Source organism: Burkholderia sp. FW306-1C-G01B (assembly GCF_058781685.1).
Genome location: NZ_JBYSWZ010000011.1, coordinates 260,997 through 284,289, shown reverse-complemented (window position 1 = coordinate 284,289; position 23,293 = coordinate 260,997). Strand labels below are relative to the sequence as shown.

The 23,293-nt window shown below is 65.9% G+C and carries 19 protein-coding genes and 1 pseudogene; 9 read left to right on the top strand and 11 right to left on the bottom strand.

Features of this window, described 5'->3' with window-relative positions; genetic code table 11:
* The 5 genes and pseudogenes from AC3WLY_RS23075 to clpS form a co-directional block, all read right to left on the bottom strand.
* Window positions 1-209, bottom strand: a pseudogene (locus AC3WLY_RS23075) (IS3 family transposase); the annotation flags it as partial.
* Window positions 210-307: 98 nt separating this feature from the next.
* Window positions 308-1,078, bottom strand: coding sequence for a COG4705 family protein (locus tag AC3WLY_RS23070; protein ID WP_492308911.1), 771 nt, complete (start codon window positions 1,076-1,078; stop codon window positions 308-310).
* Between the two features lie 156 nt (window positions 1,079-1,234).
* On the bottom strand, window positions 1,235-2,614 hold the full coding sequence (locus AC3WLY_RS23065) for an amino acid permease (protein WP_492308912.1): 1,380 nt from the start codon (window positions 2,612-2,614) through the stop codon (window positions 1,235-1,237).
* 103 nt (window positions 2,615-2,717) lie between these two features.
* Window positions 2,718-5,018, bottom strand: coding sequence for an ATP-dependent Clp protease ATP-binding subunit ClpA (gene clpA, locus AC3WLY_RS23060; RefSeq protein WP_072444902.1), 2,301 nt, complete (start codon window positions 5,016-5,018; stop codon window positions 2,718-2,720).
* Window positions 5,015-5,329, bottom strand: coding sequence for an ATP-dependent Clp protease adapter ClpS (gene clpS, locus AC3WLY_RS23055; RefSeq protein WP_006398529.1), 315 nt, complete (start codon window positions 5,327-5,329; stop codon window positions 5,015-5,017). The genes clpA and clpS overlap by 4 nt, the downstream gene beginning before the upstream one ends.
* Before the next feature lie 544 nt (window positions 5,330-5,873).
* Here clpS and AC3WLY_RS23050 point away from each other — a divergent pair.
* Window positions 5,874-6,077, top strand: coding sequence for a cold-shock protein (locus tag AC3WLY_RS23050; RefSeq protein WP_006478030.1), 204 nt, complete (start codon window positions 5,874-5,876; stop codon window positions 6,075-6,077).
* A 182-nt stretch (window positions 6,078-6,259) separates the two neighbouring features.
* Here AC3WLY_RS23050 and AC3WLY_RS23045 read toward each other — a convergent pair whose 3' ends face one another.
* On the bottom strand, window positions 6,260-7,858 hold the full coding sequence (locus AC3WLY_RS23045; RefSeq protein WP_492332719.1) for a multicopper oxidase family protein: 1,599 nt from the start codon (window positions 7,856-7,858) through the stop codon (window positions 6,260-6,262).
* Window positions 7,859-7,929: 71 nt separating this feature from the next.
* Between AC3WLY_RS23045 and AC3WLY_RS23040 the strand changes: the two genes are divergently transcribed.
* Together AC3WLY_RS23040 and AC3WLY_RS23035 are read left to right on the top strand one after the other, a co-directional pair.
* Window positions 7,930-8,238 (top strand): hypothetical protein, encoded by a 309-nt coding sequence (locus tag AC3WLY_RS23040; protein ID WP_310142115.1) that lies wholly within the window; start codon window positions 7,930-7,932, stop codon window positions 8,236-8,238.
* Window positions 8,239-8,525: 287 nt separating this feature from the next.
* On the top strand, window positions 8,526-8,750 hold the full coding sequence (locus tag AC3WLY_RS23035) for a hypothetical protein (protein WP_034178827.1): 225 nt from the start codon (window positions 8,526-8,528) through the stop codon (window positions 8,748-8,750).
* Window positions 8,751-8,873: 123 nt separating this feature from the next.
* Here the strand turns inward: AC3WLY_RS23035 and AC3WLY_RS23030 are convergent, their stop codons facing one another.
* Together AC3WLY_RS23030 and icd are read right to left on the bottom strand one after the other, a co-directional pair.
* Window positions 8,874-11,102 (bottom strand): NADP-dependent isocitrate dehydrogenase, encoded by a 2,229-nt coding sequence (locus AC3WLY_RS23030; RefSeq protein ID WP_175961888.1) that lies wholly within the window; start codon window positions 11,100-11,102, stop codon window positions 8,874-8,876.
* A 281-nt stretch (window positions 11,103-11,383) separates the two neighbouring features.
* Complete coding sequence (gene icd, locus AC3WLY_RS23025) at window positions 11,384-12,640, bottom strand: NADP-dependent isocitrate dehydrogenase (RefSeq protein WP_492308914.1); 1,257 nt, start codon at window positions 12,638-12,640, stop codon at window positions 11,384-11,386.
* Between the two features lie 276 nt (window positions 12,641-12,916).
* On the opposite strand from icd, the gene AC3WLY_RS23020 reads away from it, so the two are divergent.
* The 5 genes from AC3WLY_RS23020 to AC3WLY_RS23000 all read left to right on the top strand — a co-directional run bounded on the left by AC3WLY_RS23020 (window position 12,917) and on the right by AC3WLY_RS23000 (window position 18,161).
* On the top strand, window positions 12,917-13,495 hold the full coding sequence (locus AC3WLY_RS23020; protein ID WP_492308915.1) for a pseudouridine synthase: 579 nt from the start codon (window positions 12,917-12,919) through the stop codon (window positions 13,493-13,495).
* Window positions 13,496-13,774: 279 nt separating this feature from the next.
* On the top strand, window positions 13,775-13,993 hold the full coding sequence (locus AC3WLY_RS23015) for a hypothetical protein (RefSeq protein WP_072444916.1): 219 nt from the start codon (window positions 13,775-13,777) through the stop codon (window positions 13,991-13,993).
* Between the two features lie 160 nt (window positions 13,994-14,153).
* Window positions 14,154-14,654, top strand: a complete 501-nt coding sequence (locus AC3WLY_RS23010; RefSeq protein WP_492308916.1) for a DUF192 domain-containing protein — start codon at window positions 14,154-14,156, stop codon at window positions 14,652-14,654.
* 219 nt (window positions 14,655-14,873) lie between these two features.
* Window positions 14,874-16,985, top strand: coding sequence for an elongation factor G (gene fusA / locus AC3WLY_RS23005; protein WP_175961890.1), 2,112 nt, complete (start codon window positions 14,874-14,876; stop codon window positions 16,983-16,985).
* Window positions 16,986-17,147: 162 nt separating this feature from the next.
* Complete coding sequence (locus tag AC3WLY_RS23000) at window positions 17,148-18,161, top strand: HoxN/HupN/NixA family nickel/cobalt transporter (protein WP_492308917.1); 1,014 nt, start codon at window positions 17,148-17,150, stop codon at window positions 18,159-18,161.
* Window positions 18,162-19,134: 973 nt separating this feature from the next.
* Here the strand turns inward: AC3WLY_RS23000 and AC3WLY_RS22995 are convergent.
* Window positions 19,135-20,025 (bottom strand): hypothetical protein, encoded by an 891-nt coding sequence (locus tag AC3WLY_RS22995; protein WP_492332718.1) that lies wholly within the window; start codon window positions 20,023-20,025, stop codon window positions 19,135-19,137.
* A 54-nt stretch (window positions 20,026-20,079) separates the two neighbouring features.
* Entirely contained in the window at window positions 20,080-20,925 is an 846-nt protein-coding gene (locus AC3WLY_RS22990) for an aldo/keto reductase (RefSeq protein WP_175961893.1), read from the bottom strand.
* A gap of 166 nt (window positions 20,926-21,091) precedes the next feature.
* Between AC3WLY_RS22990 and AC3WLY_RS22985 the strand changes: the two genes are divergently transcribed.
* On the top strand, window positions 21,092-21,838 hold the full coding sequence (locus tag AC3WLY_RS22985) for a GntR family transcriptional regulator (RefSeq protein ID WP_175961894.1): 747 nt from the start codon (window positions 21,092-21,094) through the stop codon (window positions 21,836-21,838).
* A gap of 21 nt (window positions 21,839-21,859) precedes the next feature.
* Here AC3WLY_RS22985 and AC3WLY_RS22980 read toward each other — a convergent pair whose 3' ends face one another.
* A complete protein-coding gene (locus tag AC3WLY_RS22980; protein ID WP_492308919.1) occupies window positions 21,860-23,251 on the bottom strand; it encodes a CoA transferase in 1,392 nt (463 codons plus the stop codon).
* Window positions 23,252-23,293: the final 42 nt, after the last annotated feature.

Here is a 23,293-nt window from a genome sequence, read left to right as displayed (position 1 = left end):
GTGGAACCCGATCGCGCACGGCCGGATGGATCGGCCCAATCCTGCAAGCCGTGCTTACGTAACCATACCAGCACGGTTGAGCGCCCCTGGATGCCGTAGCGCTGCTGCGCTTCTCTGTACGTCAGTTCGCCTTTTTCGACCTGCGCCACCACCGACAATTTAAAAGCCAGGCTGTAGTCCCGCTGCGTCCGCTTGATCCCTTGCTTCACTTGGCACCTCTTCGCTTGGGCGAAAAAGTGTCAACCTATTTCAGGACGGGTCACGCAACGCAAAAAAAGGGCCGCGAGGCCCTTTTTTTCGTTCGCCGTCATTCGCCGGCCGGCTGCGCGATCCGCGCGGGTACCGGTTCGCGCCGCCGCGTCTGCGCGACGCCCGCATAGATCACCATCGCGACCAGCACGCCGAGCAGCACGGCCGACGAGCCGACCGTACCGAGCGCGAGCCCGCCCTTCGCGACCGGCTTCGTCAGCAGGTCGCCGACCGTCGCGCCGAACGGGCGCGTGAGCACGAACCCGGCCCAGAACAGCAGCACGCCGGAGATCCGCGTGAAATAGTGCGCGAGCACGATCGCCGCAAGCAACCCGCCGATCAGCAGCGCGCCGCCGCCGAATCCGAGCCCCGAGCTGTCCGCGAGGAAATCGCCGAGCGCGGTGCCGAGCGTGTTCGAGAACAGGATTGCGATCCAGTACAGCAGTTCGACCTTGCGCGTGCGGATCAGGTCGACCGACAGCGATTCGCCGCTGAGCCGCCAGACCGCGAAGATCGCCAGCAGGATCGCGACGAGGATCGACGAGCCGGCCGCATAACCGAGGCCGAGCGTGCGGTCCATGAAGTCGGACATCGTCGTGCCGGCCGTGCTCGTCGCGACGATCACGGCCCAGTAGATCGCCGGGCGATAGCGCGTCGTCTTGAGCTGCGCGCCCAGCGTCACGAGAAAGAAGCCGAACAGCAGGATCGAACTCACCGCATAGCCGACGTTCAGCGTCATCGACAGCAAATCGCCGCCGGTTTCGCCGAGCGTCGTCGCGCAGATCTTCATGATCCAGAACGCAAGCGTGATTTCGGGAAGTTTGTTCATTCGAACCCCTTGTGCAGGAAAGCGGCGAGCCGACGCGTGCCGGCCCGCGTTGCAGACAGGATCGAATGTTAGTCGCCGCCGGCTTAACGGAACCTTAGCGAACGTGAAGATCGCGATGGCCGGCGGGCGCGGCCGTGGGCGGCCACGCTGGCACCGTCAGCGTGCGTGCTGGTGCCGGTAGTGCAGCGCATACGCGAGCGTCAGCAGCACGACGAACACGACGCCGACCACCATCGTCATCCGGAATTCGCGCGTGAACGCGGTCGTGAACAGGATCGCCGCGACGAGCCCCGCGCCGAGCAGGCTACCGAACGGGTGACCCCACATCCGGAACGCGAGCACGGGGCCGCGGTACCGCAAACGGAAGCGCAGATGCGTGACGAAGATCATCAGCCACGTGAACAGCGCGCCGAACATCGCGATCGCCATCATCACGGTGAACGCCGTGTCGGGCGCCAGCGCGACCAGCACGGCCGCCACCGCGACGCCGCTCGTCGAGATCCACAGCGCCGCACGCGGCACGCCGTTCGTGCCGAGCCGGCCGAATACCGCGGGCGCGAGCCGCGCGCGCGACAGGCTGAACATCATCCGCGTCGTCACGTAGAGCTGGCTGTTCATCGCCGACAGCGCCGCGATCAGCAGCACGAAGTTGATCACACCCGCCGCGTACGGTACGTGCGTCGCGGCCATCACCTTCACGAACGGGCTTTCGTCGGTGCCGGCCTGCGTCCACGGCACGATCGCGAGCATCAGCGACAGCGTCAGCAGGTAGAACAGCACGAGCCGGAACACCGTCGAGCGAAACGCGCGCGTGACCGCGTGCTGCGGATCGCGCGCTTCGCCGGCCGCGATCGCGACGGCCTCGATGCTCATGTAGCTGAAGATCGCGACGATCACCGCGACCCAGGTGCCCCACGGCCCCTTCGGCATGAAGCCGTCGTGCGCGGTGTAGTTCGCGAAACCGATGCCCGATGCGGCCGGCGCCGACCACACGAGGTACGCGCCGAGCACGATGAACACGACGATCGCCGCGATCTTCAGCAACGAGAATGCGTACTCGACCGAGCCGTACAGCGTGACGCTCGCGAGGTTCACGGCGATCAGCAGCGCGGAGAAGCCGATCACCCAGTACCAGCCGGGCACGGCCGGAAACCAGTACTTCATGAACACGGCGATCGCGCTGATCTCGGTGCCGATCGCGAACACGACCGCGAACCAATACGCATAACGCACCAGAAAGCCCGCGAGCGGGCCGACGTAGTGTTCGGCATACGCGCCGAACGAGCCGGCCGTCGGATGCGCGACGGTCATTTCAGCAAGCGCGCCCATCAGCAGCAGCGCGATCAGCGCGCCGATCGCATAAGAGACCAGCACGCTCGGGCCGGCGAGCCCGATCGCGAACCCGCTGCCGAGGAACAGCCCCGTGCCGATCGCACCACCGATCGCGATCATCGCCATTTGCCCCGACGTCAGCGCGTGGCGCAACCCTTGTTCGCGCGCGACGATGTTGTCGAACGATCGTTGTTGTTGTGTCACTGCGTTACCACTCCCCTGCACCACCATTGCGCCGCCGGCGCCGGATAAAACGAAACGGCGCGGAGAACTTCCCGCGCCGTTCGCATGAACAACGAATTATCGCTTACTCGACTTCGACCGTCTCTTCGTTCGGCTTGTGCGGCGGATTCGCCAGCTTGTCGAACGACAACTGCACCTTGTCGCTTTCGTCGACGTCGACGGTCACGTGACCGCCGTTGACGAGCTTGCCGAACAGCAGCTCGTCGGCGAGCGCGCGACGGATCGTGTCCTGGATCAGCCGCTGCATCGGCCGCGCGCCCATCAGCGGGTCGAAGCCGTGCTTCGCGAGATGCTTGCGCAACGCGTCGGTGAAGAGCGCGTCGACCTTCTTCTCGTGCAGCTGTTCCTCGAGCTGGATCAGGAACTTGTCGACCACGCGCATGATGATTTCCTCATCGAGCGAGCGGAAGCTGATGATCGAATCCAGGCGGTTGCGGAACTCCGGCGTGAACAGGCGCTTGATGTCGGTCATCTCGTCGCCCGTTTCGCGGCGCGTCGTGAAGCCGATCGTCGCCTTCTGCATCGACTCGGCGCCCGCGTTCGTCGTCATGATGATGATGACGTTGCGGAAATCCGCCTTGCGGCCATTGTTGTCTGTCAGCGTGCCGTGGTCCATCACCTGCAGCAGCACGTTGTAGATGTCCGGATGCGCCTTCTCGATTTCGTCGAGCAGCAGCACGCAATGCGGCTTCTTCGTGACGGCTTCGGTCAGCAGCCCGCCCTGGTCGAACCCGACATAGCCCGGCGGCGCGCCGATCAGGCGACTCACCGCATGACGCTCCATATACTCCGACATGTCGAAGCGGATCAGCTCGATGCCGAGCGTGAACGCGAGCTGGCGCGCCACTTCGGTCTTGCCGACGCCCGTCGGGCCGGAGAACAGGAACGCGCCGATCGGCTTGTCCATCTTGCCGAGGCCCGCGCGCGCCATCTTGATCGATGCCGCCAGCGCGTCGATCGCCGGATCCTGGCCGAACACGACGCTCTTCAGGTCGCGATCGAGCGTCTGCAGCTTGCTGCGGTCGTCCTGCGACACGCTCTGCGGCGGCACGCGCGCGATCTTCGAGATGATTTCCTCGATCTCGCTCTTGCCGATCGTCTTCTTCTGCTTCGACTTCGGCAGGATGCGCTGCGCGGCGCCCGCTTCGTCGATCACGTCGATCGCCTTGTCCGGCAGGTGACGGTCGGTGATGAAGCGCGCCGACAGTTCGGCCGCGGCCGACAGCGCACCCGACGAATACTTGACGCCGTGATGCTCCTCGAAGCGCGACTTCAGCCCGCGCAGGATCGCGACCGTCTGCTCGACGGTCGGCTCGCTCACGTCGACCTTCTGGAAGCGCCGCGACAGCGCCGCATCCTTCTCGAAGATGCCGCGATACTCGGTGAACGTGGTCGCGCCGATGCACTTGAGCGTGCCCGACGACAGCGCCGGCTTCAGCAGGTTCGACGCATCGAGCGTGCCGCCCGACGCGGCGCCCGCGCCGATCAGCGTATGAATTTCGTCGATGAACAGGATCGCGTGCGGGCGCTCCTTCAGTTCCTTCAGCACCGTCTTCAGGCGCTGCTCGAAATCGCCGCGATACTTGGTTCCCGCAAGCAACGCGCCCATGTCGAGCGAATAGACCTGCGCATTCGCGAGGATGTCGGGCACTTCGCCGCGCGTGATGCGATAGGCGAGCCCTTCCGCGATCGCGGTCTTGCCGACGCCGGCCTCGCCGACGAGCAGCGGATTGTTCTTGCGGCGACGGCACAGCACCTGCACGACGCGCTCGACCTCGGGCTCGCGCCCGATCAGCGGATCGATGCGGCCGTCCTTCGCCATCTGGTTCAGGTTCTGCGTGAACTGCGCGAGCGGCGTTTCCTTCTGCGCATTCGCGTCTTCGCTTTCCGCGTTCGCATCGGTGGACTTCGCGGCCTCGCCGTTGTTCGTCTTCGCGATGCCGTGCGAAATGAAGTTCACGACGTCGAGGCGCGTGACGCCCTGCTGCTGCAGGTAGTACACCGCGTGCGAATCCTTCTCGCCGAAGATCGCGACCAGCACGTTCGCGCCGGTCACCTCCTTCTTGCCGTTCGACGTCGACTGCACGTGCATGATCGCGCGCTGGATCACGCGCTGGAAACCGAGCGTCGGTTGCGTATCGACGTCGTCGGTGCCCGGGACGGTAGGCGTGTTGTCGTGGATGAAATTGCGCAGGTTCTGACGCAGATCCTCGATGTTTGCCGCGCACGCGCGCAACACCTCGGCTGCCGTCGGATTATCCAGCAGGGCCAGCAGCAGATGCTCGACCGTAATGAACTCATGGCGCGCCTGGCGTGCTTCCATGAACGCCATGTGCAGGCTGACTTCCAATTCCTGGGCAATCATGCTTCCTCCATCACGCACTGCAGCGGATGCCCGGCCTGCCGCGCATGGGTAACGACTTGCTCAACCTTGGTCGACGCGATGTCCCGCGTATAGACCCCACAAACCCCTCGCCCTTCGCGATGGACCTTCAGCATGATCTGCGTGGCCGTCTCGCGATCCTTCTTGAAATACTCCTGGACCACCATCACGACGAATTCCATCGGCGTGAAGTCGTCGTTCAGCAGCACCACCTTGTACATCGAAGGCGGCTTGAGCTTCTGCTGCTTGCGTTCCAGGACGGTACTGTCCTGCTTGTCCGGGATAATCGCCATACACCCATTCTAAACAACTCGGACAGGCCCGCAATCCTGCCATTACCCGACCGACCGGCCGGCGCCCTCCCCGGTATCCCGGAACACGCGATCTTCTTCGTGCCATACGAAAGCCGGCTGCGGTGCCGGCTTTCACGCGTGGCGCGGAACACGAACCGTCAGGGGGAACCGCACCGGAACGTCGTATCCGCATCCAGTATCCCACAAGCCGGGACGACTCGAACGCGTGTCACTCGAGCCTGGTAGATGAGCCGATTATGCGGCTTTTCAAGTCCTCGCGCTTGGCCGCATGCTGCGAAGCAAAGCCGGAAAAACCCTGAAAATGGGTTCTTTACAACGGCCCTCTAACCGTCTAAAAATTCCTCTTGACACTCCAATAAAGAGCGCCAACAATCAAGCTGGCACTTTTTTCAAATCGCCGGTTGGCGAAATGAAAGAGGCCGAGGTGAGCTTGTGAGGGGGGAACGGCTGCATTTTCCGGTCGTTTAGCTTTTCGAGCGTGCTCGTGGTAAGTAGCAGCGACTGTGTGACAGGGGAAGTAGGTATGGCAACTGGTATCGTTAAGTGGTTCAACGACGCGAAGGGCTTCGGTTTCATCACTCCCGACGAGGGCGGTGAGGATCTGTTTGCGCACTTCTCGGCTATCACCATGAATGGCTTCAAGACGCTGAAGGAAGGCCAGAAGGTGAGCTTTGACGTCGTTCAAGGACCGAAGGGCAAGCAAGCGTCGAACATCCAGGCCGCATAAAGGCATCGGATATCGGACGAAGAAACCCGGCGCATTGCGCCGGGTTTCTTTTTTTTCAGGCCGGCCAATCGATAATCGATTGGCCGGCCTTTTCGTTCAATCCCGATTATTGAACATGCATTGTCTTGTCACGCATGCAGATCGAATACCGATCCGGTATGTGAAACATATTCACCGTTTCGTTACACGACCTTCAGCGTGCCCATCATGCCGAGATCCTCGTGTTCGAGAATGTGGCAATGAAACATGCGCTCGCCGGGCATGTCTTGCGTGACGAGAATCGTCACGGTTTCGCCGCTGCGCACATTCACGGTATCGCGCCATGCGCGCAACGGTTCGCTCGAGCGCGAGCCGCCCGACGCGCGCTCGGTCACCTGGAACTGCGTGCCGTGCAGGTGGAACGGGTGATCCATGTCGGTGGTATTGCGAATCTCCCACCGCTCGACGTCGCCGCGACGGCTCGTCAGCGTCGCGCGGTGCGGCGCGTAGGTTTCGCCGTTGATCGTGAAGCGCATGCCCGCCGGGCGGCCGTGCGCCGCGCCCTTCATCATCGCGTCCATATCCATTTCTTCGCCGAACTCGACCGTCTTGCGCGCAACCGGTTCGCCCAGCAGCGGCACCGCGCGCAGCACGGCGGGCAGCGCGCGCGCCTCGGCGGGCGCAAACGCGACATCGGCCAGCGCCAGCGCCGGATCGGGCGGCAGGCTGCCGTGGCCGTCGTCGTGCGACATCGCCATCTTGCGCCGGTCGTATTCGGCCGCCTGCAGCACCGCGCGCGACGCACGATCGCCGGCGCGCACCAGCAACTCCGCGCGCTCGCCCGGCGCAATCAGCAGCGACGTCACGCGGCGCGGCGCGTCGAACAGCCCGCCGTCGGTGCCCGCGTGCTCGAACGCACGGCCGTCGTCGAACGCGACGCGCAGGTAGCGCGCGCTGCACGCATTCCATACCCGCCAACGCTCGTCGCCGGCGACGTCGATCCGCGGTCGGCGTGCGCCGTTGACCAGCACGAACTGACCTTCACGGCCGTTCATCCAGTCCATCATGTCGTTCGGTGCAATCGTGCCGTCGCGCGCAAGCTTCAGGTCCGACACGAACAGGTTGCGCTCGGGCCAGCCGACGAGCGGATCGTCCGCGGCGCGCACGACGAACGGGCCGGCCAGCCCGCGAAACACCTGCTCGGCCGTCATCATGTGCGGATGCGGGTGGTACCAGTAGGTGCCGGCGCTGCCCTTCGGCAACGTAAAGCGGTACACGCGCGACGCGCCGGGCGCGACCGGATCGGACGGATTGCCGTCCTGATCGGGCGGCACGGGCAGCCCGTGCCAGTGGATCGTCGACGGCTGCGGCAGTTTGTTCACGAACCGGATCTCGACCTTGTCGCCCTCGCGCACGTCGATCAGCGGGCCGACGACGGGGCCCTGCGTGCCCGCACCGAACTGCCAGAAGGTGGTCGGCCGCGCACCGTGCAGCATCGGCCGCGCAACGGGCTGCGCCACCAGCGTGGCCCGGAACGTGCCGGGCTCGCGGCTTTCGTTCGCGAGCGTGCGCAACGTCGCGAGCGGCGCGCCGGCCGGCAGCGCGTCGGCGGCCGCGAGCGCGGCCGGCGCGGGCTTGACGTGCTGCGCATGACCCGACATCCCTGACATGCCGGGCATGTCGTCCATCGAATCCATGCCGGCCATGCCCTCATGACCGGCATGCTGCGCCCACGCGGTGCGCGCGAACAGCGACGCGGCCGCGACACCGATGGCGCGCGACAAGAAGGTTCTCCGTATCATCAATCGTTCCTCGTTATCCATGCTGCGTCGCGCGGCAGCCGCGACGCCCGCGCCGGCCGGCTCGAATGCCGATGCGCGACGCGAAACCTGATGCCCGCGTCATCATAACCGCGAGCCCCATCGAAACGCGCCGCCGCCGGTCGGGCGGCAATACGCCGCAGCGCGCGCTGCCGCACCGAATTCGATACGCATCGGCCGGCATCATCGAGCAGCGCTGTACGCCGGTTCACCGGCGACCGCCGCCGCCACTCATCCGCTCCGATTACGGACTCCTGGCCACCGCCTGGCGCCTGCCGTTCGTCCCTGCATTGGCGCTCGCCGCGTCATCCCCCGCGAAACCGCAAATATTTCACGATGCGGAACAAGTCTCTGCGTTGTAAAAATTCGTGGTGCAGGGCACAAATTTCCTGTTTCGCGATGCCAAAAAACGTTCCGCAATACAAAACGACAGAAATAATGCAATGTTTTTAAACGAGATTTTTTGTTTCGAGAAGCTGTTCTACACGCACCATCCGACTGGGTCGCGGACGTAGACTTTGTTTCATGCACCGACGCTTCGCCACGACGTTCGATACGGAACCCGGCGCAAGCAGCCAGTCGGGCCATGGCCGGCCGAGCCGGCAGGCGGCACAACAGAATCGCATGTGATCAGAAAGGGAGAACGGAAATGAAGGGATTTCGCTTTGGTTCAGCGCTCGGGTCGTTCTACATCCTGCCGGGTAACGGCGGCTGGGAAGCGACGTTCGGCAACGCCCTGCTCGGCGCGTTCTCGTGCCCCGAAGTGGCAGCCGACCACATCTCCCGCGGCGACTGCCCGCAACTGTCCGACATGGACACGGCGACGCTCGAAGTGCCGCACGAAATCGCCGAGTGGGAAATCGTTCACGTCTGAATGGCAAGCCTGCAACGAAAAACGCCCCGGGCGTCCGGGGCGTTTTTCTTTTGCGGAGAGCGGCGGACGGTGAAACCCGCCGCGCCGGCGCCCGCATTGGCCCGCGCGATTGCGCGGCCGGCGTCAGGCGACCGCGTCGACGATGCCGTTCAGCGTCGCGCTCGGGCGCATCGCCTGGCTCGTCAGATCGACGTTCGGACGGTAGTAGCCGCCGATGGCCTGCGGCTTGCCCTGCGCAGCCGCCAGTTCTTCCAGGATGCGCGCTTCGCTGCCAGACAGCGCCTTCGCCACGCCTTCGAACTGCGCCTTCAGCGCGGCGTCCTCGGTCTGCTCGGCGAGCGCCTGCGCCCAGTACAGGCACAGGTAGAAGTGGCTGCCGCGGTTGTCGAGGCCGCCGACCTTGCGCGCCGGCGACTTGTTCTCGTCCAGGAACTTGCCGGTCGCCTGGTCGAGCGTCTTCGCGAGCACGACCGCCTTCGGGTTCTGGTACGCGTGGCCGAGGTGTTCGAGCGACGCTGCCAGCGCGAGGAATTCGCCGAGCGAATCCCAGCGCAGGAAGCCTTCCTCGACGAACTGCTGCACGTGCTTCGGCGCGGACCCGCCCGCACCCGTCTCGAACATCCCGCCACCGGCCATCAGCGGCACGATCGACAGCATCTTCGCGCTGGTGCCGAGCTCCATGATCGGGAACAGGTCGGTCAGGTAGTCGCGCAGCACGTTGCCGGTGACCGAGATCGTGTCCTTGCCCGCGCGGATGCGCTCGAGCGAGAAGCGGGTTGCGTCTTCCGGCGTCATGATGCGGATGTCGAGGCCGTTCGTGTCGTGATCCTTCAGGTAGCGTTCGACCTTCGCGATGATCTGCGCATCGTGCGCGCGCGCCGGATCGAGCCAGAACACGGCCGGTGCACCGGTCGCGCGGGCGCGGTTCACCGCGAGCTTGACCCAGTCCTGCACCGGCGCGTCCTTCGTCTGGCACATGCGCCAGATGTCGCCCGACTCGACCGCGTGCTCGAGCAGCACGTTGCCGGCTTCATCGGTGACGCGCACGACGCCGTCCGACGGGATCTGGAACGTCTTGTCGTGCGAACCGTATTCTTCGGCCGCCTGCGCCATCAGGCCGACGTTCGGCACGCTGCCCATCGTGACCGGATCGAATGCGCCGTGCTGCTTGCAGTCCTCGATCACGGCCTGGTAGACGCCCGCGTAGCAGCGGTCCGGAATCACGGCCTTCGCGTCGTACAGCTCGCCGTCCGGGCCCCACATGCAGCCCGACTCGCGGATCATCGCCGGCATCGACGCGTCGACGATCACGTCGCTCGGCACGTGCAGGTTCGTGATGCCCTTGTCCGAGTTGACCATCGCGAGGCGCGGGCGCACCGCGTATTCGGCCTTGACGTCGGCTTCGATCGCTTCGCGCGTGTCGGCCGGCAGGTCCTTCAGGCGCGCGTACAGATCGCCGATCCCGTTGTTCGGGTTGAAACCGACCTGCGCCAGCACGTCCGCGTGCTTCGCGAGCGCGTCGCGGTAGAACACCGACACGAAATGGCCGAACAGGATCGGATCGGAGACCTTCATCATGGTCGCCTTCAGGTGCACCGAGAACAGCACGCCCTGCGCCTTCGCATCGGCGATCTGCGCTTCGATGAAGCTGCGCAGCGCGCTGCGGCTCATCACCGATGCGTCGATGACTTCACCGGCCTTCACGGCCGTCTTTTCCTTCAGCACCTTCTTCGCGCCGTCGGTCGTCGTGAGTTCGATCTTCACGCTGCCCGCATCGGCGATCAGCGCCGACTTCTCGCTGCCGTAGAAGTCGCCTTCGCTCATGTGCGCGACGTGCGCCTTCGACGTGGCCTGCCACGCCCCCATCTTGTGCGGATGCTTGCGTGCGTAGTTCTTGACCGACAGCGGCGCGCGGCGGTCGGAGTTGCCTTCGCGCAGCACCGGGTTCACCGCGCTGCCCTTGATCTTGTCGTAGCGGGCCTTGACGGCCTTTTCCTCGTCGGTCGACGGGTCTTCCGGATAGGCCGGCAACTTGTAGCCCTGCGCCTGCAGTTCGGCGATCGCGGCCTTGAGCTGCGGCACCGACGCGCTGATGTTCGGCAGCTTGATGATGTTCGCTTCCGGCTTCAGCGTGAGCTGGCCCAGCTCGGCCAGATCGTCGGAACCCTTCTGCTCCGGCGGCAGGATGTCTGCGAATGCCGCGACGATGCGGCCGGCGAGCGAGATGTCGCGCGTTTCGACGGCGACGCCGGACGAACGCGTGAAGGCCTTGACGATCGGCAGCAGCGAATAGGTCGCGAGCGCGGGCGCTTCGTCGGTGAGGGTATAGATGATCTTGGGCGAAGTGGACATGGTCGATGCGTTGCTACGTGAATATTGGAACTGAAGATCGCCGGCAGTAACCGGCGGAGGGGCGACCGGATCGGTCGCGAATGGGGCCGCGCCGGCTCAGCCGGGCGGTGGTATTGCAAGGGCCGTCATGTTCTACCTTGCAGGGCATCCGGGCCGCATCGCGGCGCCGCGGCCCGCATGCCGGACCGCCCTGCCAACAAACCTGCCATCCACGAAACGCCCCGGCGCCGGCAGTAGGCGCCGGGGCGGCCGGAAACGCTCCGGCCCACCCCGGAAGGGGCTTACATGTTCTCGATCAGCACTTCGCCGAAGCCCGAGCACGACACCTGCGTCGCGCCTTCCATCAGGCGCGCGAAGTCGTACGTGACGCGCTTCTGCAGAATCGACTTCTCCATCGACGCGATGATCGTGTCGGCCGCTTCCGTCCAGCCGAGATGGCGCAGCATCATTTCCGCCGACAGGATCTCGGAACCCGGGTTCACGTAATCCTTGCCCGCGTACTTCGGCGCGGTACCGTGCGTCGCCTCGAACATCGCGACCGAATCCGACAGGTTCGCGCCCGGCGCGATCCCGATGCCGCCGACCTGCGCGGCCAGCGCGTCGGAGATGTAGTCGCCGTTCAGGTTCAGCGTCGCGATCACGTCGTATTCGGCCGGACGCAGCAGGATCTGCTGCAGGAACGCGTCGGCGATCGAATCCTTGATCACGATCTCGTTGCCCGTCTTCGGGTTCTTCACGCGCATCCACGGGCCGCCGTCGATCAGCTCGCCGCCGAATTCCTTCTGTGCGAGCGCGTAGCCGGCGTCACGGAACAGGCCTTCCGTGAACTTCATGATGTTGCCCTTGTGCACCAGCGTGACCGACTTGCGATCGTTGTCGATCGCATACTGGATCGCCTTGCGCACGAGGCGCTCGGTGCCTTCGGTCGACACGGGCTTGACGCCGATCCCCGAGGTTTCCGGGAAGCGGATCTTCTTCACGCCCATCTCGTCCTGCAGGAACTTGATCACCTTCTTCGCCTGCTCGGAGCCCGCGGCCCATTCGATGCCCGCGTAGATGTCTTCCGAGTTCTCGCGGAAGATCACCATGTCGATCTTTTGCGGCTCGCGCACCGGCGACGGCACGCCCTTGAAGTACTGGACCGGGCGCAGGCACACGTACAGGTCGAGTTCCTGGCGCAGCGCGACGTTCAGCGAACGGATGCCGCCGCCGACCGGGGTCGTGAGCGGCCCCTTGATCGACACCACGTATTCCTTCAGCACCTGCAGCGTTTCGTCCGGCAGCCACACGTCCGGACCGTACACCTTCGTCGCCTTCTCGCCCGCGAAAATCTCCATCCAGTGGATCTTGCGCTTGCCCTTGTAGGCCTGCGCGACCGCCGCATCGACGACCTTGATCATGACCGGCGTGATATCGAAGCCCGTACCGTCGCCTTCGATATAGGGAATGATCGGCTGATCGGAAACGTTGAGCGAGAAGTCCTTGTTGACGGTGATCTTGTCACCGCCTTCCGGAACCTTGATGTGCTGATACGGCATGATCGACTCCAGTGACGTGGCTGAGCAGGTGATGCTGGTCGAAACTGCGCGCGCGGCGGGGACGCGGCATGGCCACCCCGTGACGGCAACAGCGAGCCGCTATTCTAGCGCCCCAACCGGGCACTTCGGCATGAAGCGCGGCACTGCGCATCAAGACCTCACTTATGTCTTATATAAGACAGAGGACTTGCCGTTCCGTATTATGCATTAAGATTCCGCCATTTGCCATAGACCGCCCTGCCCGCTTGCTGCGGCCCGCCGGGCGGGCGCCCCGCCATGAACCTGATCGCCCTCAACAAGCCGTTCGGCACGATTTGCCAGTTTTCCGCGCACGAGACGCGGCCGTCGCTCGGCGACTGGGTAAAAACGCCCGGTGTCTATGCGGCCGGCCGGCTCGACGCGGACAGCGAGGGTTTGCTGCTGCTCACCGACGACGGCGCGCTGCAGGCGCGCATCGCGGAGCCGCGCCACAAGCTCGTCAAGCGCTACTGGGCGCAGGTCGAAGGTACGCCCGGCCCCGCCGACCTGAAGGCGCTCGCGCGCGGCGTCGATCTTGGCGACTACGTGACGCGCCCGTGCCGCGCCGAATTCATCGAGCCGCCCGACGCGCTGTGGCCGCGCAACCCGCCGATCCGCTATCGTGCCGCGATCCCGACCACGTGGATCGAGCTCGCGATCACCGAAGGCAAGAATCGGCAGGTGCGCCGGATGACGGCGGCCGTCGGCTTCCCGACGTTGCGTCTGGTGCGCGTCGGCATCGGCGCGCTGGATATATTCGCGCTCGGCATTGCGCCAGGCGAAACAATCGCACTGCCGCCGCGCGCGCCGTGGGACGGTTTCGCGCCCGCCGGATGACGGATTCGGGACGCACGATTTTTTTCGTCGTCTTTTTCGTCAACCACCTGCAAAGATCGCGCGTTAAACCACGCAGATGCCACCCTGAGCTATCCGGTATCGGCAGCCGAACGTGTTTGCGTCACGAAAGCGACGTCTTTTTCGAATACGATTCGGCGCCCGCAGCGCAATGAGAAATTTCTCGAAGCGTCTGTCAACCGAAAGGTGGATGGCACCGTTAGACGTCATGACTCCTATGCCGGGTCATTTGGTTAATTAACTAAAGCTGAGGAACACAACATGAACAAACTGATCGCCGCTCTGGTCGCTGGTCTCTTCGCAACGGCTGCTTTCGCACAAGCTTCGGCTCCGGCCGCTCCGGCTGCTGCTGCTCCGGCAGAAGCTGCTTCGGCACCGGCTAAGAAGGCAACGCACAAGAAGCACCACGCTGCGAAGAAGCACCACGCTGCGAAGAAGGCAGCTAGCGAAGCCGAAGCCCCGGCAGCTGCTTCGAACTAAGCAAGCAAGTTGTAATAACGCAGTCAAGAACACGCAGTCTTGCCGTTCTTACGGCGTTGAAAGGCAGATCACCGCAAGGCGATCTGCCTTTTTCTTTTTTGTGCCCGCCGGCGCGCATCGCGTACCATGCGGGTCTCGTTTTCCAGATAGGAGCCTTGCTGTGCAATTCTCCCTGCGCCCGTCGCTCGGCCGCCTTGTGCGCGCCGCCGTGTTTCCCGCCGCGCTCGCCGTCCTCGCGCTCGGCATGCAGGCCGCCAGCGCGCAGATGCCGCCCGGCGCCAAGCAGCCGAGCGAGTTCCCGCACGTGAAGCTGCGCGCCGGCATGTACGTGATCGACGCGGCCGTCGCCGCGAACGACGCCGACCGCGAACAGGGGCTGATGTACCGTTCGCAGCTCGCGCCGAACGAAGGCATGCTGTTCGTGTTCAACGAGAATGCCGTGCACTGCTTCTGGATGAAGAACACGCTGATCCCGCTGTCGATCGCGTTCATCCGCGCGGACGGCACGATCACCGACATCGACGAGATGAAGGCAGAGACGACCGACAACCACTGCCCGCGCAACAACGGCGTCTATGCGCTCGAAATGAGCAAGGGCTGGTTCGCCGCGAAGGGCATCAAGCCCGGCATGAAGCTCGAAGGCCTGCCGAAGGCCCAGTAACGGCGGTCCGCGGCCTCGCGCCGCGCCCCGACCGAAGCCGGCTGCCCGTTGCGCGCCGGCTTTTTTTTCGCCTGCGGGCGGCGCTGCCCGGCTTGATTCCGCCGGCGCTGGCCGCATCTGCAAAAGCCACGCGCAAGCGCTATGCTTTAAGTCTCGCTTGTTCCAAACCCGGGCCGGCCCAGCCTGCCCGCTTACGATCCGAACCACCAGGAGGTTCACGTGCCCCGCAAAACCCCCATCGAGCGCTATCGCAATATCGGGATCAGCGCTCACATCGATGCCGGCAAGACCACGACGACCGAGCGCATCCTGTTTTATACCGGCGTGAGCCACAAGATCGGTGAAGTGCACGACGGCGCGGCCACGATGGACTGGATGGAGCAGGAGCAGGAACGCGGCATCACGATCACGTCGGCGGCGACCACGGCCTTCTGGAAAGGCATGGCCGGCAACTATCCGGAACACCGGATCAACATCATCGATACCCCGGGCCACGTCGACTTCACGATCGAGGTCGAACGCTCGATGCGCGTGCTCGACGGCGCGTGCATGGTCTACGACTCGGTCGGCGGCGTGCAGCCGCAGTCCGAAACCGTGTGGCGCCAGGCGAACAAGTACAAGGTGCCGCGCATCGCGTTCGTCAACAAGATGGACCGCGTCGGCGCCGATTTCTTCCGCGTGCAGCGACAGATCGGCGAGCGCCTGAAGGGCGTCGCCGTGCCGATCCAGATTCCGGTCGGCGCGGAAGATCATTTCCAGGGCGTCGTCGATCTCGTGAAGATGAAGGCGATCGTCTGGGACGACGAAAGCCAGGGCGTGAAGTTCTCGTACGAGGAGATCCCCGCGAATCTCGTCGAGCTCGCGCACGAATGGCGCGGGAAGATGGTCGAGGCCGCGGCGGAAGCGAGCGAGGAACTGCTCGAGAAGTACCTGCACGACCATGAGTCGTTGACCGAGGACGAGATCAAGGCCGCGCTGCGCAAGCGCACGATCGCGAACGAGATCGTGCCGATGCTGTGCGGCAGCGCGTTCAAGAACAAGGGCGTGCAGGCGATGCTCGACGCGGTGATCGACTACCTGCCGTCGCCGGTCGACGTGCCGGCGATCCTCGGCCACGACTTCGCCGATCCGGAAAAGCCGGCGGAACGTCATCCGAGCGACGACGAGCCGTTCTCGTCGCTCGCATTCAAGATCATGACCGACCCGTTCGTCGGCCAGCTGATCTTCTTCCGCGTGTATTCGGGCGTCGTCGAATCCGGCGACACGGTGCTCAACGCGACGAAGGACAAGAAGGAACGGCTCGGCCGGATCCTGCAGATGCACGCAAACGAACGCAAGGAGATCAAGGAAGTGCGCGCGGGCGACATCGCGGCGGCCGTCGGCCTGAAGGAAGCGACGACGGGCGACACGCTGTGCGATCCGACCAAGCCGATCATCCTCGAGAAGATGGAATTCCCGGAGCCGGTGATCTCGCAGGCCGTCGAGCCGAAGACGAAGGCCGACCAGGAAAAGATGGGCCTCGCGCTGAACCGCCTTGCGCAGGAAGACCCGTCGTTCCGCGTGCAGACGGACGAAGAGTCCGGCCAGACGATCATTTCGGGGATGGGCGAGCTGCACCTCGAAATCCTGGTCGACCGGATGAAGCGCGAGTTCGGCGTCGAAGCGACGGTCGGCAAGCCGCAGGTCGCGTATCGCGAGACGGTGCGCACGACCGCGTCCGACGTCGAGGGCAAGTTCGTCAAGCAGTCGGGCGGCCGCGGCCAGTACGGCCATGCGGTGATCACGCTCGAGCCGAACCCGGGCAAGGGCTACGAGTTCCTCGACGAGATCAAGGGCGGCGTGATTCCGCGCGAATTCATCCCGGCCGTCGACAAGGGCATCACCGAAACGCTGAAGAGCGGCGTGCTCGCGGGCTACCCGGTCGTCGACGTGAAGGTGCACCTGACGTTCGGCTCGTACCACGACGTCGACTCGAACGAAAACGCGTTCCGGATGGCCGGCTCGATGGCGTTCAAGGAAGCGATGCGCCGCGCGAAGCCCGTGCTGCTCGAGCCGATGATGGCCGTCGAGGTCGAGACGCCCGAGGACTTCATGGGCAACGTGATGGGCGACCTGTCGAGCCGGCGCGGCATCGTGCAGGGGATGGAGGACATCGCGGGCGGCGGCGGCAAGCTCGTGCGCGCCGAAGTGCCGCTCGCGGAGATGTTCGGCTATTCGACATCGCTGCGTTCGGCCACGCAGGGCCGCGCGACGTACTCGATGGAGTTCAAGCACTACGCGGAAACGCCGGCCAACGTATCGGAAGGCGTGATCAACGCGAAGACGAAGTAAGGTGCCGGGCGCTTGCGCCCTGCCGCATCATGCAAAGCCCGTCCGGTTCCGCCGGACGGGCTTTTTTGTCCGATGCGCACCGTTCGCGGCTTTTGATCGGCCCGCCACGCGTTTTTTTCGCATGCCACAATGCAATGCGATTCGTCTGATGGAACCGTCCCGATGCCGCCGCCCACTTCTGCCCTGCGCCGTCTGCTGATGCTCTACGCCGGCCTGATCGCCGCGAACGCCGCCGTTTGGCTGTGGGCGCTCGCGATGCTGCGCGACCATCCGCTGCTGCTCGGCACCGCGGCGATCGCGTACGGGCTCGGGTTGCGTCATGCGGTCGACGCCGATCACATCGCCGCGATCGACGTCGCGACGCGCAAGCTGATGCAGGACGGCCAGCGTCCGGTAAGCGTCGGGCTGTTCTTCTCGCTCGGCCATTCGACGATCGTGATCGCCGCGACGCTCGGCATCGCGCTGACCGCGTTCGCGCTGCGCGACAGGTTCGACGCGTTTCGCGAGATCGGCGGCACGATCGGCACGGCGGTGTCGGCCACCTTCCTGCTCGTGCTCGCGTGCGTGAACCTGATGATCCTGCGCGACGTGTGGCGGCGTTATCGCGGCGCGCCGGAGCACGCGCACGGCGCCGCGCACGTGCACCGCCCGGCCGGACTCGTGTCGCGGCTGCTGCGCCCGCTGTTCCGGTTCGTGTCGAAGAGCTGGCACATGTATCCGGTCGGCGTGCTGTTCGGGTTAGGTTTCGATACTGCAACCGAAATCGGCCTGCTCGCGATTGCCGCCGCACAGGCGAGCCACGGGTTGCCGGTCTATACGGTCATGCTGTTTCCCGCCTTGTTCACCGCCGGCATGACGCTGATCGACTCGACCGACAACGTGCTGATGATTCATGCGTACGGCTGGGCGATGGACGATCCGCAGCGCAAGCTGCTCTACAACGCGAGCATCACGTTCGTGTCGGCGGCCGTCGCGCTTGCGATCGGCGGGATCGAGGCAGCCGGCCTGCTCGCCGACAAGCTGTCGCTGACGGGCCCCGTGCGCGACGCGCTCGATGCGCTCGGCGAACGCTTCGGCTCGATCGGCTACGGCATCGTCGCGCTGTTCCTCGTCTGCTGGATCGCATCGATCCTGTTCCACCGCTGGCAGCGCGCGGCCGACGCGCCGGCGCGCTGAGCATCGTTCAGACGTTTCATTTCGGAAACAAAACTCCCGCAACGACGTTTCATGCGCCGTCGCGTGCATGCGCGCGCCTTGCGCCACGGGCGTAAGCGGCCGCTGGCACGAATCTCGCTGATAGAGCTTCGCACGGCGGGCCCGCGTGCCGATTCGCGTTCGCGGCTGGCTTCAAGGGCCAGCCCGAAGGCAATCGGCCACCGATAGGACAACGAATCTTTATTGGCCCCCTGCACCACACGTAGATAGCCGCGCGGCGACGAGGCTTCGCGCGCATTGGGAGGCCATAATGATGAAGACAAAACAGCCGTTCCGCGCGGCGGGACGGTGCTATCGCGCGACCTTGATGGCCGCAGCCGCGTTTGCGTGCTGCTGCTCGTATGCAGTCGCGCAGAACGCAACACCTGACTCTGTGCCCGACGCGGTTGCCAGCGCGGACACCGTCATGACACTGGTCGAGGACGCTTCGTCGTGCGCAGCCAATCCGGCTGCATGCGCGGTGCATGTCTATGCCGGCGGTGGAATTGGCGGTAAAGGTGCCGGCGCGAGCGGCAGTGGTGGCAACCCCGGCAGCGGTAGCGGGACCAGCGGAAATAACGGAAACGGCGCTGTGGGACCTGCTGGTGTTGGAGGAACGACAGGCGCAACGTCCGGCGGTACGAGCGGTACGGGTCGCGGAGGCAATGCGTCCGGCAACGGTGGCTCGGGTGGCGGCACTTCGGGCGGCGGTACTTCGGGCGGCGGCACTTCGGGTGGCGGCACTTCGGGTGGCGGTACTTCGGGTGGCGGCACTTCGGGTGGCGGTACTTCGGGTGGCGGCACTTCGGGTGGCGGCACTTCGGGTGGCGGCACTTCGGGTGGCGGTACCTCGGGTGGCGGTACTTCGGGTGGCGGTACCTCAGGTGGCGGCACTTCGGGTGGCGGTACCTCGGGTGGCGGCACTTCGGGTGGCGGCACTTCGGGTGGCGGTACCTCAGGTAGCGGAGGCCATGGCGGACATGGTGGCCATGGCGGCGGTGACGGCGGCGGTGACGGTGGCGGTCACGGCGGTGGTGACGACGGTGGTCACGGCACCGGTGGTGGCCATGGCGATGGTGACGGTGGTGGCAACGGCAATGGCGGCCACGGCAATGGCAATGGCAATGGCCACGGCAACGGTGGCGGCAGTCATGGCGACGGTGACGGCGGTGGCCACGGCAACGGTGGTCACGGCACTGGCGGCGCGGGTAACGGTGGCGGAAACGGCAGTGGCGCTGGCGGCAACGGTGGCCACGGCAATGGCGGCGCGGGTAACGGTGGCGGAAACGGCAGCGGTGCCGGCGGCAACGGTGGCCACGGCAATGGCGGCGGCAGCGGCACTGGCGGCTCGGGTAACGGCGGCGGCAACGGCAGCGGTGCCGGCGGCAATGGTGGCCACGGCAATGGCGGCGGCGGCAGCACTGGCGGCTCGGGTAACGGCGGCGGCAACGGCAGCGGTGCCGGCGGCAATGGTGGTCACGGCAATGGCGGCGGCAGCGGCACTGGCGGCTCGGGTAACGGTGGCGGAAACGGCAGCGGTGCCGGCGGCAACGGTGGTCACGGCAATGGCGGCAACAACGGCACTGGCGGCTCGGGTAACGGCAGCGGTAACGGCGGCGGTAACGGCAACGGCGCCGGCGGCAACGGTGGCCACGGCAATGGCGGCGGCAACGGCACTGGCGGCGCGGGTAACGGCGGCGGCAACGGCAGCGGTGCCGGCGGCAACGGTGGCCACGGCAATGGCGGCGGCAACGGCAATGGCAACGGCAGTGGTGGCGCCGGCAATGGCGGTGCCAACGGTGTCGGCAATGGTAGCGGTACTGGCAACGGCAATGGCGGTGGTCACGGCGGATCGTCCGGAGGCAACCACTGACCGGAAGCGTTGCCCGGCCGGGTGCCGTCAGAGCATCTCGAGCGCGCGCTTGGTGCGCGGCGCACGGAAGTACGCGTCAAGCTGCGCGCGCTCGTCATCGCTCAACACGAAATCGAGCGCGGCACGGTTGTCGCGCACATGTTCGATCCGCGATGCCTTCGGGATCGCGAACACACCCGGCTGCGCGAGCACCCATGCCAGCGCGACGCGCATCACCGACACGCCGCGCTGCCGCGCGATCTCATCGAGCGGCGAGCGCTTCGGCAACCGTCCGTGATCGACCGGGCTGTACGCCATCGCCGGCATCCGGTGTTCGGCGAGCCACGGCAGCAGGTCGAATTCCGGGCCGCGCCGTGCGATGTTGTAGAGGATCTGGTTGGTCGCACACGCGCCGCCGCCCGCGTCGTCGACGAGCTCGGCCATGTCGGCGGTATCGAAGTTGCTCACGCCCCAGTGACGGATCTTGCCCGCGCGTCGCAGCGCCTCGAAGCCCTCGACCGTCTCCTCGAGCGGCACCGAACCGCGCCAGTGCAGCAGGTACAGGTCGAGCCGATCGGTACGCAGGCGCTTGAGGCTCGCGTCGCACGCGGCAACGACGCCGCGCCGGCTCGCATGGTGCGGGTAGACCTTGCTGACGAGGAACACGTCGTCGCGCAGGCCGGCGAGCGCCTCGCCGACGAGCGCCTCGGTCGCGCCTTCGCCGTACATCTCGGCGGTGTCGACCACCGTCATCCCGAGTTCGACGCCTTCACGCAGCGCGGCGATCTCGTCCGCGCGGCGGGCCGGCCGCTCGCCCATTTCCCAGGTGCCCTGGCCGAGCTTCGGAATCGTCTCGCCGTCCGGCAGGACGACCGTGGCGATCGTGTCTGTCATGCGCTCCTCGCTGCGGATTCGTGGCCGCGCGCCGCGGCCGAAGCATGGAATACGATGCATCAGTGTAGTCAATCGGCGCGGCACCGGCCTGTTGCAAGGCAAAAACCGGCTATAACGGCGCCGCATGATGACTTAGAATGGCCGCAATCTGATCGATACCCATTCCATGAAGGCACCCACGGACGACCGCTGGCAGGACCTGCGCCCCGACCCCGACAACGACACGCCGCTCTACCTGCAGCTCGCCCGCAAGCTCGGCGACGCAATCCACGAGAACCGCTGGACGGCCGGCGAGGCGCTGCCGTCCGAGCGTGTGCTGTCCGATGCGCTCGGCGTGTCGCGCATCACCGCACGCAAGGCGATCGCGCTGCTCGTCGAGCAAGGCCTGATCCGCCGCACGCAGGGCGCCGGCAATTTCATCCAGCCGCGCTACGAAGATCCGCTGTCGCGGCTGTCGAGCTTCAGCGAAATGCTCGAGCGTCGCGGCTTCAAGCCGAGCTCGCAATGGATCGCGCGCGAGATCCAGCCCGCGAACCGCGACGAGGTGATCCAGCTCGGACTGTCGCCAGCCGCGTCGGTTACGCGCCTGAAACGCCTGCGCCTCGCCGACGGCATCGTGATGGCCGTCGAGAACTCGACGTTCCCCGCGACGCTGATTCCCGATCCGCAGGCGATCGGCGGTTCGCTGTACAGCTATCTCGAAGCGCGCGGCACGCCGATCGTGCGCGCGCTGCAGCATTTCCGCGCGGTCAACGCGACCGACGAGATCGCCGAACAGATGGGCATCGCGCCGCACGACGCGCTGCTGCTGATCACGCGGATCGGCTATACGTCGGACCAGCGCGCGATCGAGCTGACCGATACCTACTGCCGCAACGACTACTACGACTTCGTCGTCGAGCTGCGCAAGTAACGCAAGCCGCGCCGCCGGCGCTCACAGCCAGCTCGCATCGTCGGTGCCGAGCGGCACGGGCGGCCGCGCGAACGACGGCGGCGTCGCCGACAACCGCTCGGCCGGCCGCACGGCATCGATCGTGCCGAACGGCGATACGATGCGATCGATCCGGTCACGCACGTCGGCAGCCGCGAGATCGGGCGCCTGCAGGCCGTCCGGCACGGCGCCGAACGACTGCAGCCAGCGCCCCGTCTGCGCGAGCGACAGCCGCACGTGCCAGCTTCCCCCTTCGCGCGCCCGGCGCGCAAGCGCGATCATCGCGCCGAACGCCGCGAGATAACCCGTCGCATGATCGAGCGCCTGGCACGGCAGATGGCGCGGTTCGTTCGCGTGCGCGGCCTGCTGCTCCTGCCACGCGATCCCGCTCGCCGACTGCACGAGGCTGTCGAAGCCGCGCCGCTTCGCCCAGGGCCCCGCGTGCCCGTATGCGGACACCGACACGCACACGATGCCGGGCCGCAACTCCGCCAGCGCCGGCGGTGCGAAACCGCGCGCCGCGAGCGCGCCGGGCCGGTACGACTGCAGGAACACATCCGCGCCGCGTGCGAGTGCGTGCAGCGCATCGACGCCAGCCGCATCGCGCAGGTCGATCCACGTCGAACGCTTGCCGCGCCCGTTGTCGATCACGAGCGGCGCGATGTTCGGCAGGTGCGGGCCATTGACGAGCAGCGTCTGCGCGCCGTGCGACGCCAGCGTGCGGCCCGCGACCGGCCCCGCGATGATGCGCGTGAGATCGAGCACGCGCACGCCGGCGAGCGGCTGGCCGGCTTCGCCGCGGCCGATCGGCTCGACCGGCGCGTCGCCGATCCGCTCGATCTCGAACAGCGGCAGCGACGCAATCGCGCGCGCCTGCTCATGCGCCGCCCATTCATCAGGTGTTCTGATCAATGCCGCGCACAGGCCGGCCTCGGCCAGCGCGGTATCGAGCGCCGCGCCGTCCCACGAGCGGATCGCCGCGGCGACGTCGGCCGGCTGCGCGCCGCAACCGAGCACGTCGAGGATCCCGTGCAGGTGATGCGGAAAATTCGCGTGCAACTGGATCCAGCGCCTGTCGCGCGTCTCGAAGAAGCCCGTCACCGGGTGACGCAACTCCGGCGGCGGGCCATCGTCCACGCGCAGGTAGCGTTCGCTGCGGAACGCGACCAGCGCGTCGCGCACCGACACGTCGACGGATTGCGCGACGCCAGTGCGAAGCCGGTGGCATTCGGCCGCCGCGAGCCCGGCGGCTGCGATCGTCGCCGCGGCGAGCGTGCCGACATGGAACGTCGACGGTAGCGTCGGGTCCCGGCCCGTCACGGTCGCGCGGGCCAGCGCGTCGCGGTCGCCGTGCGCGAGTTGCCACAGATGGGTCAATGCGAGTTCGGGTGTCATGGTGAAGTGAGCGCCTCAGCGTCGGAGGGGAGACGGAATCGA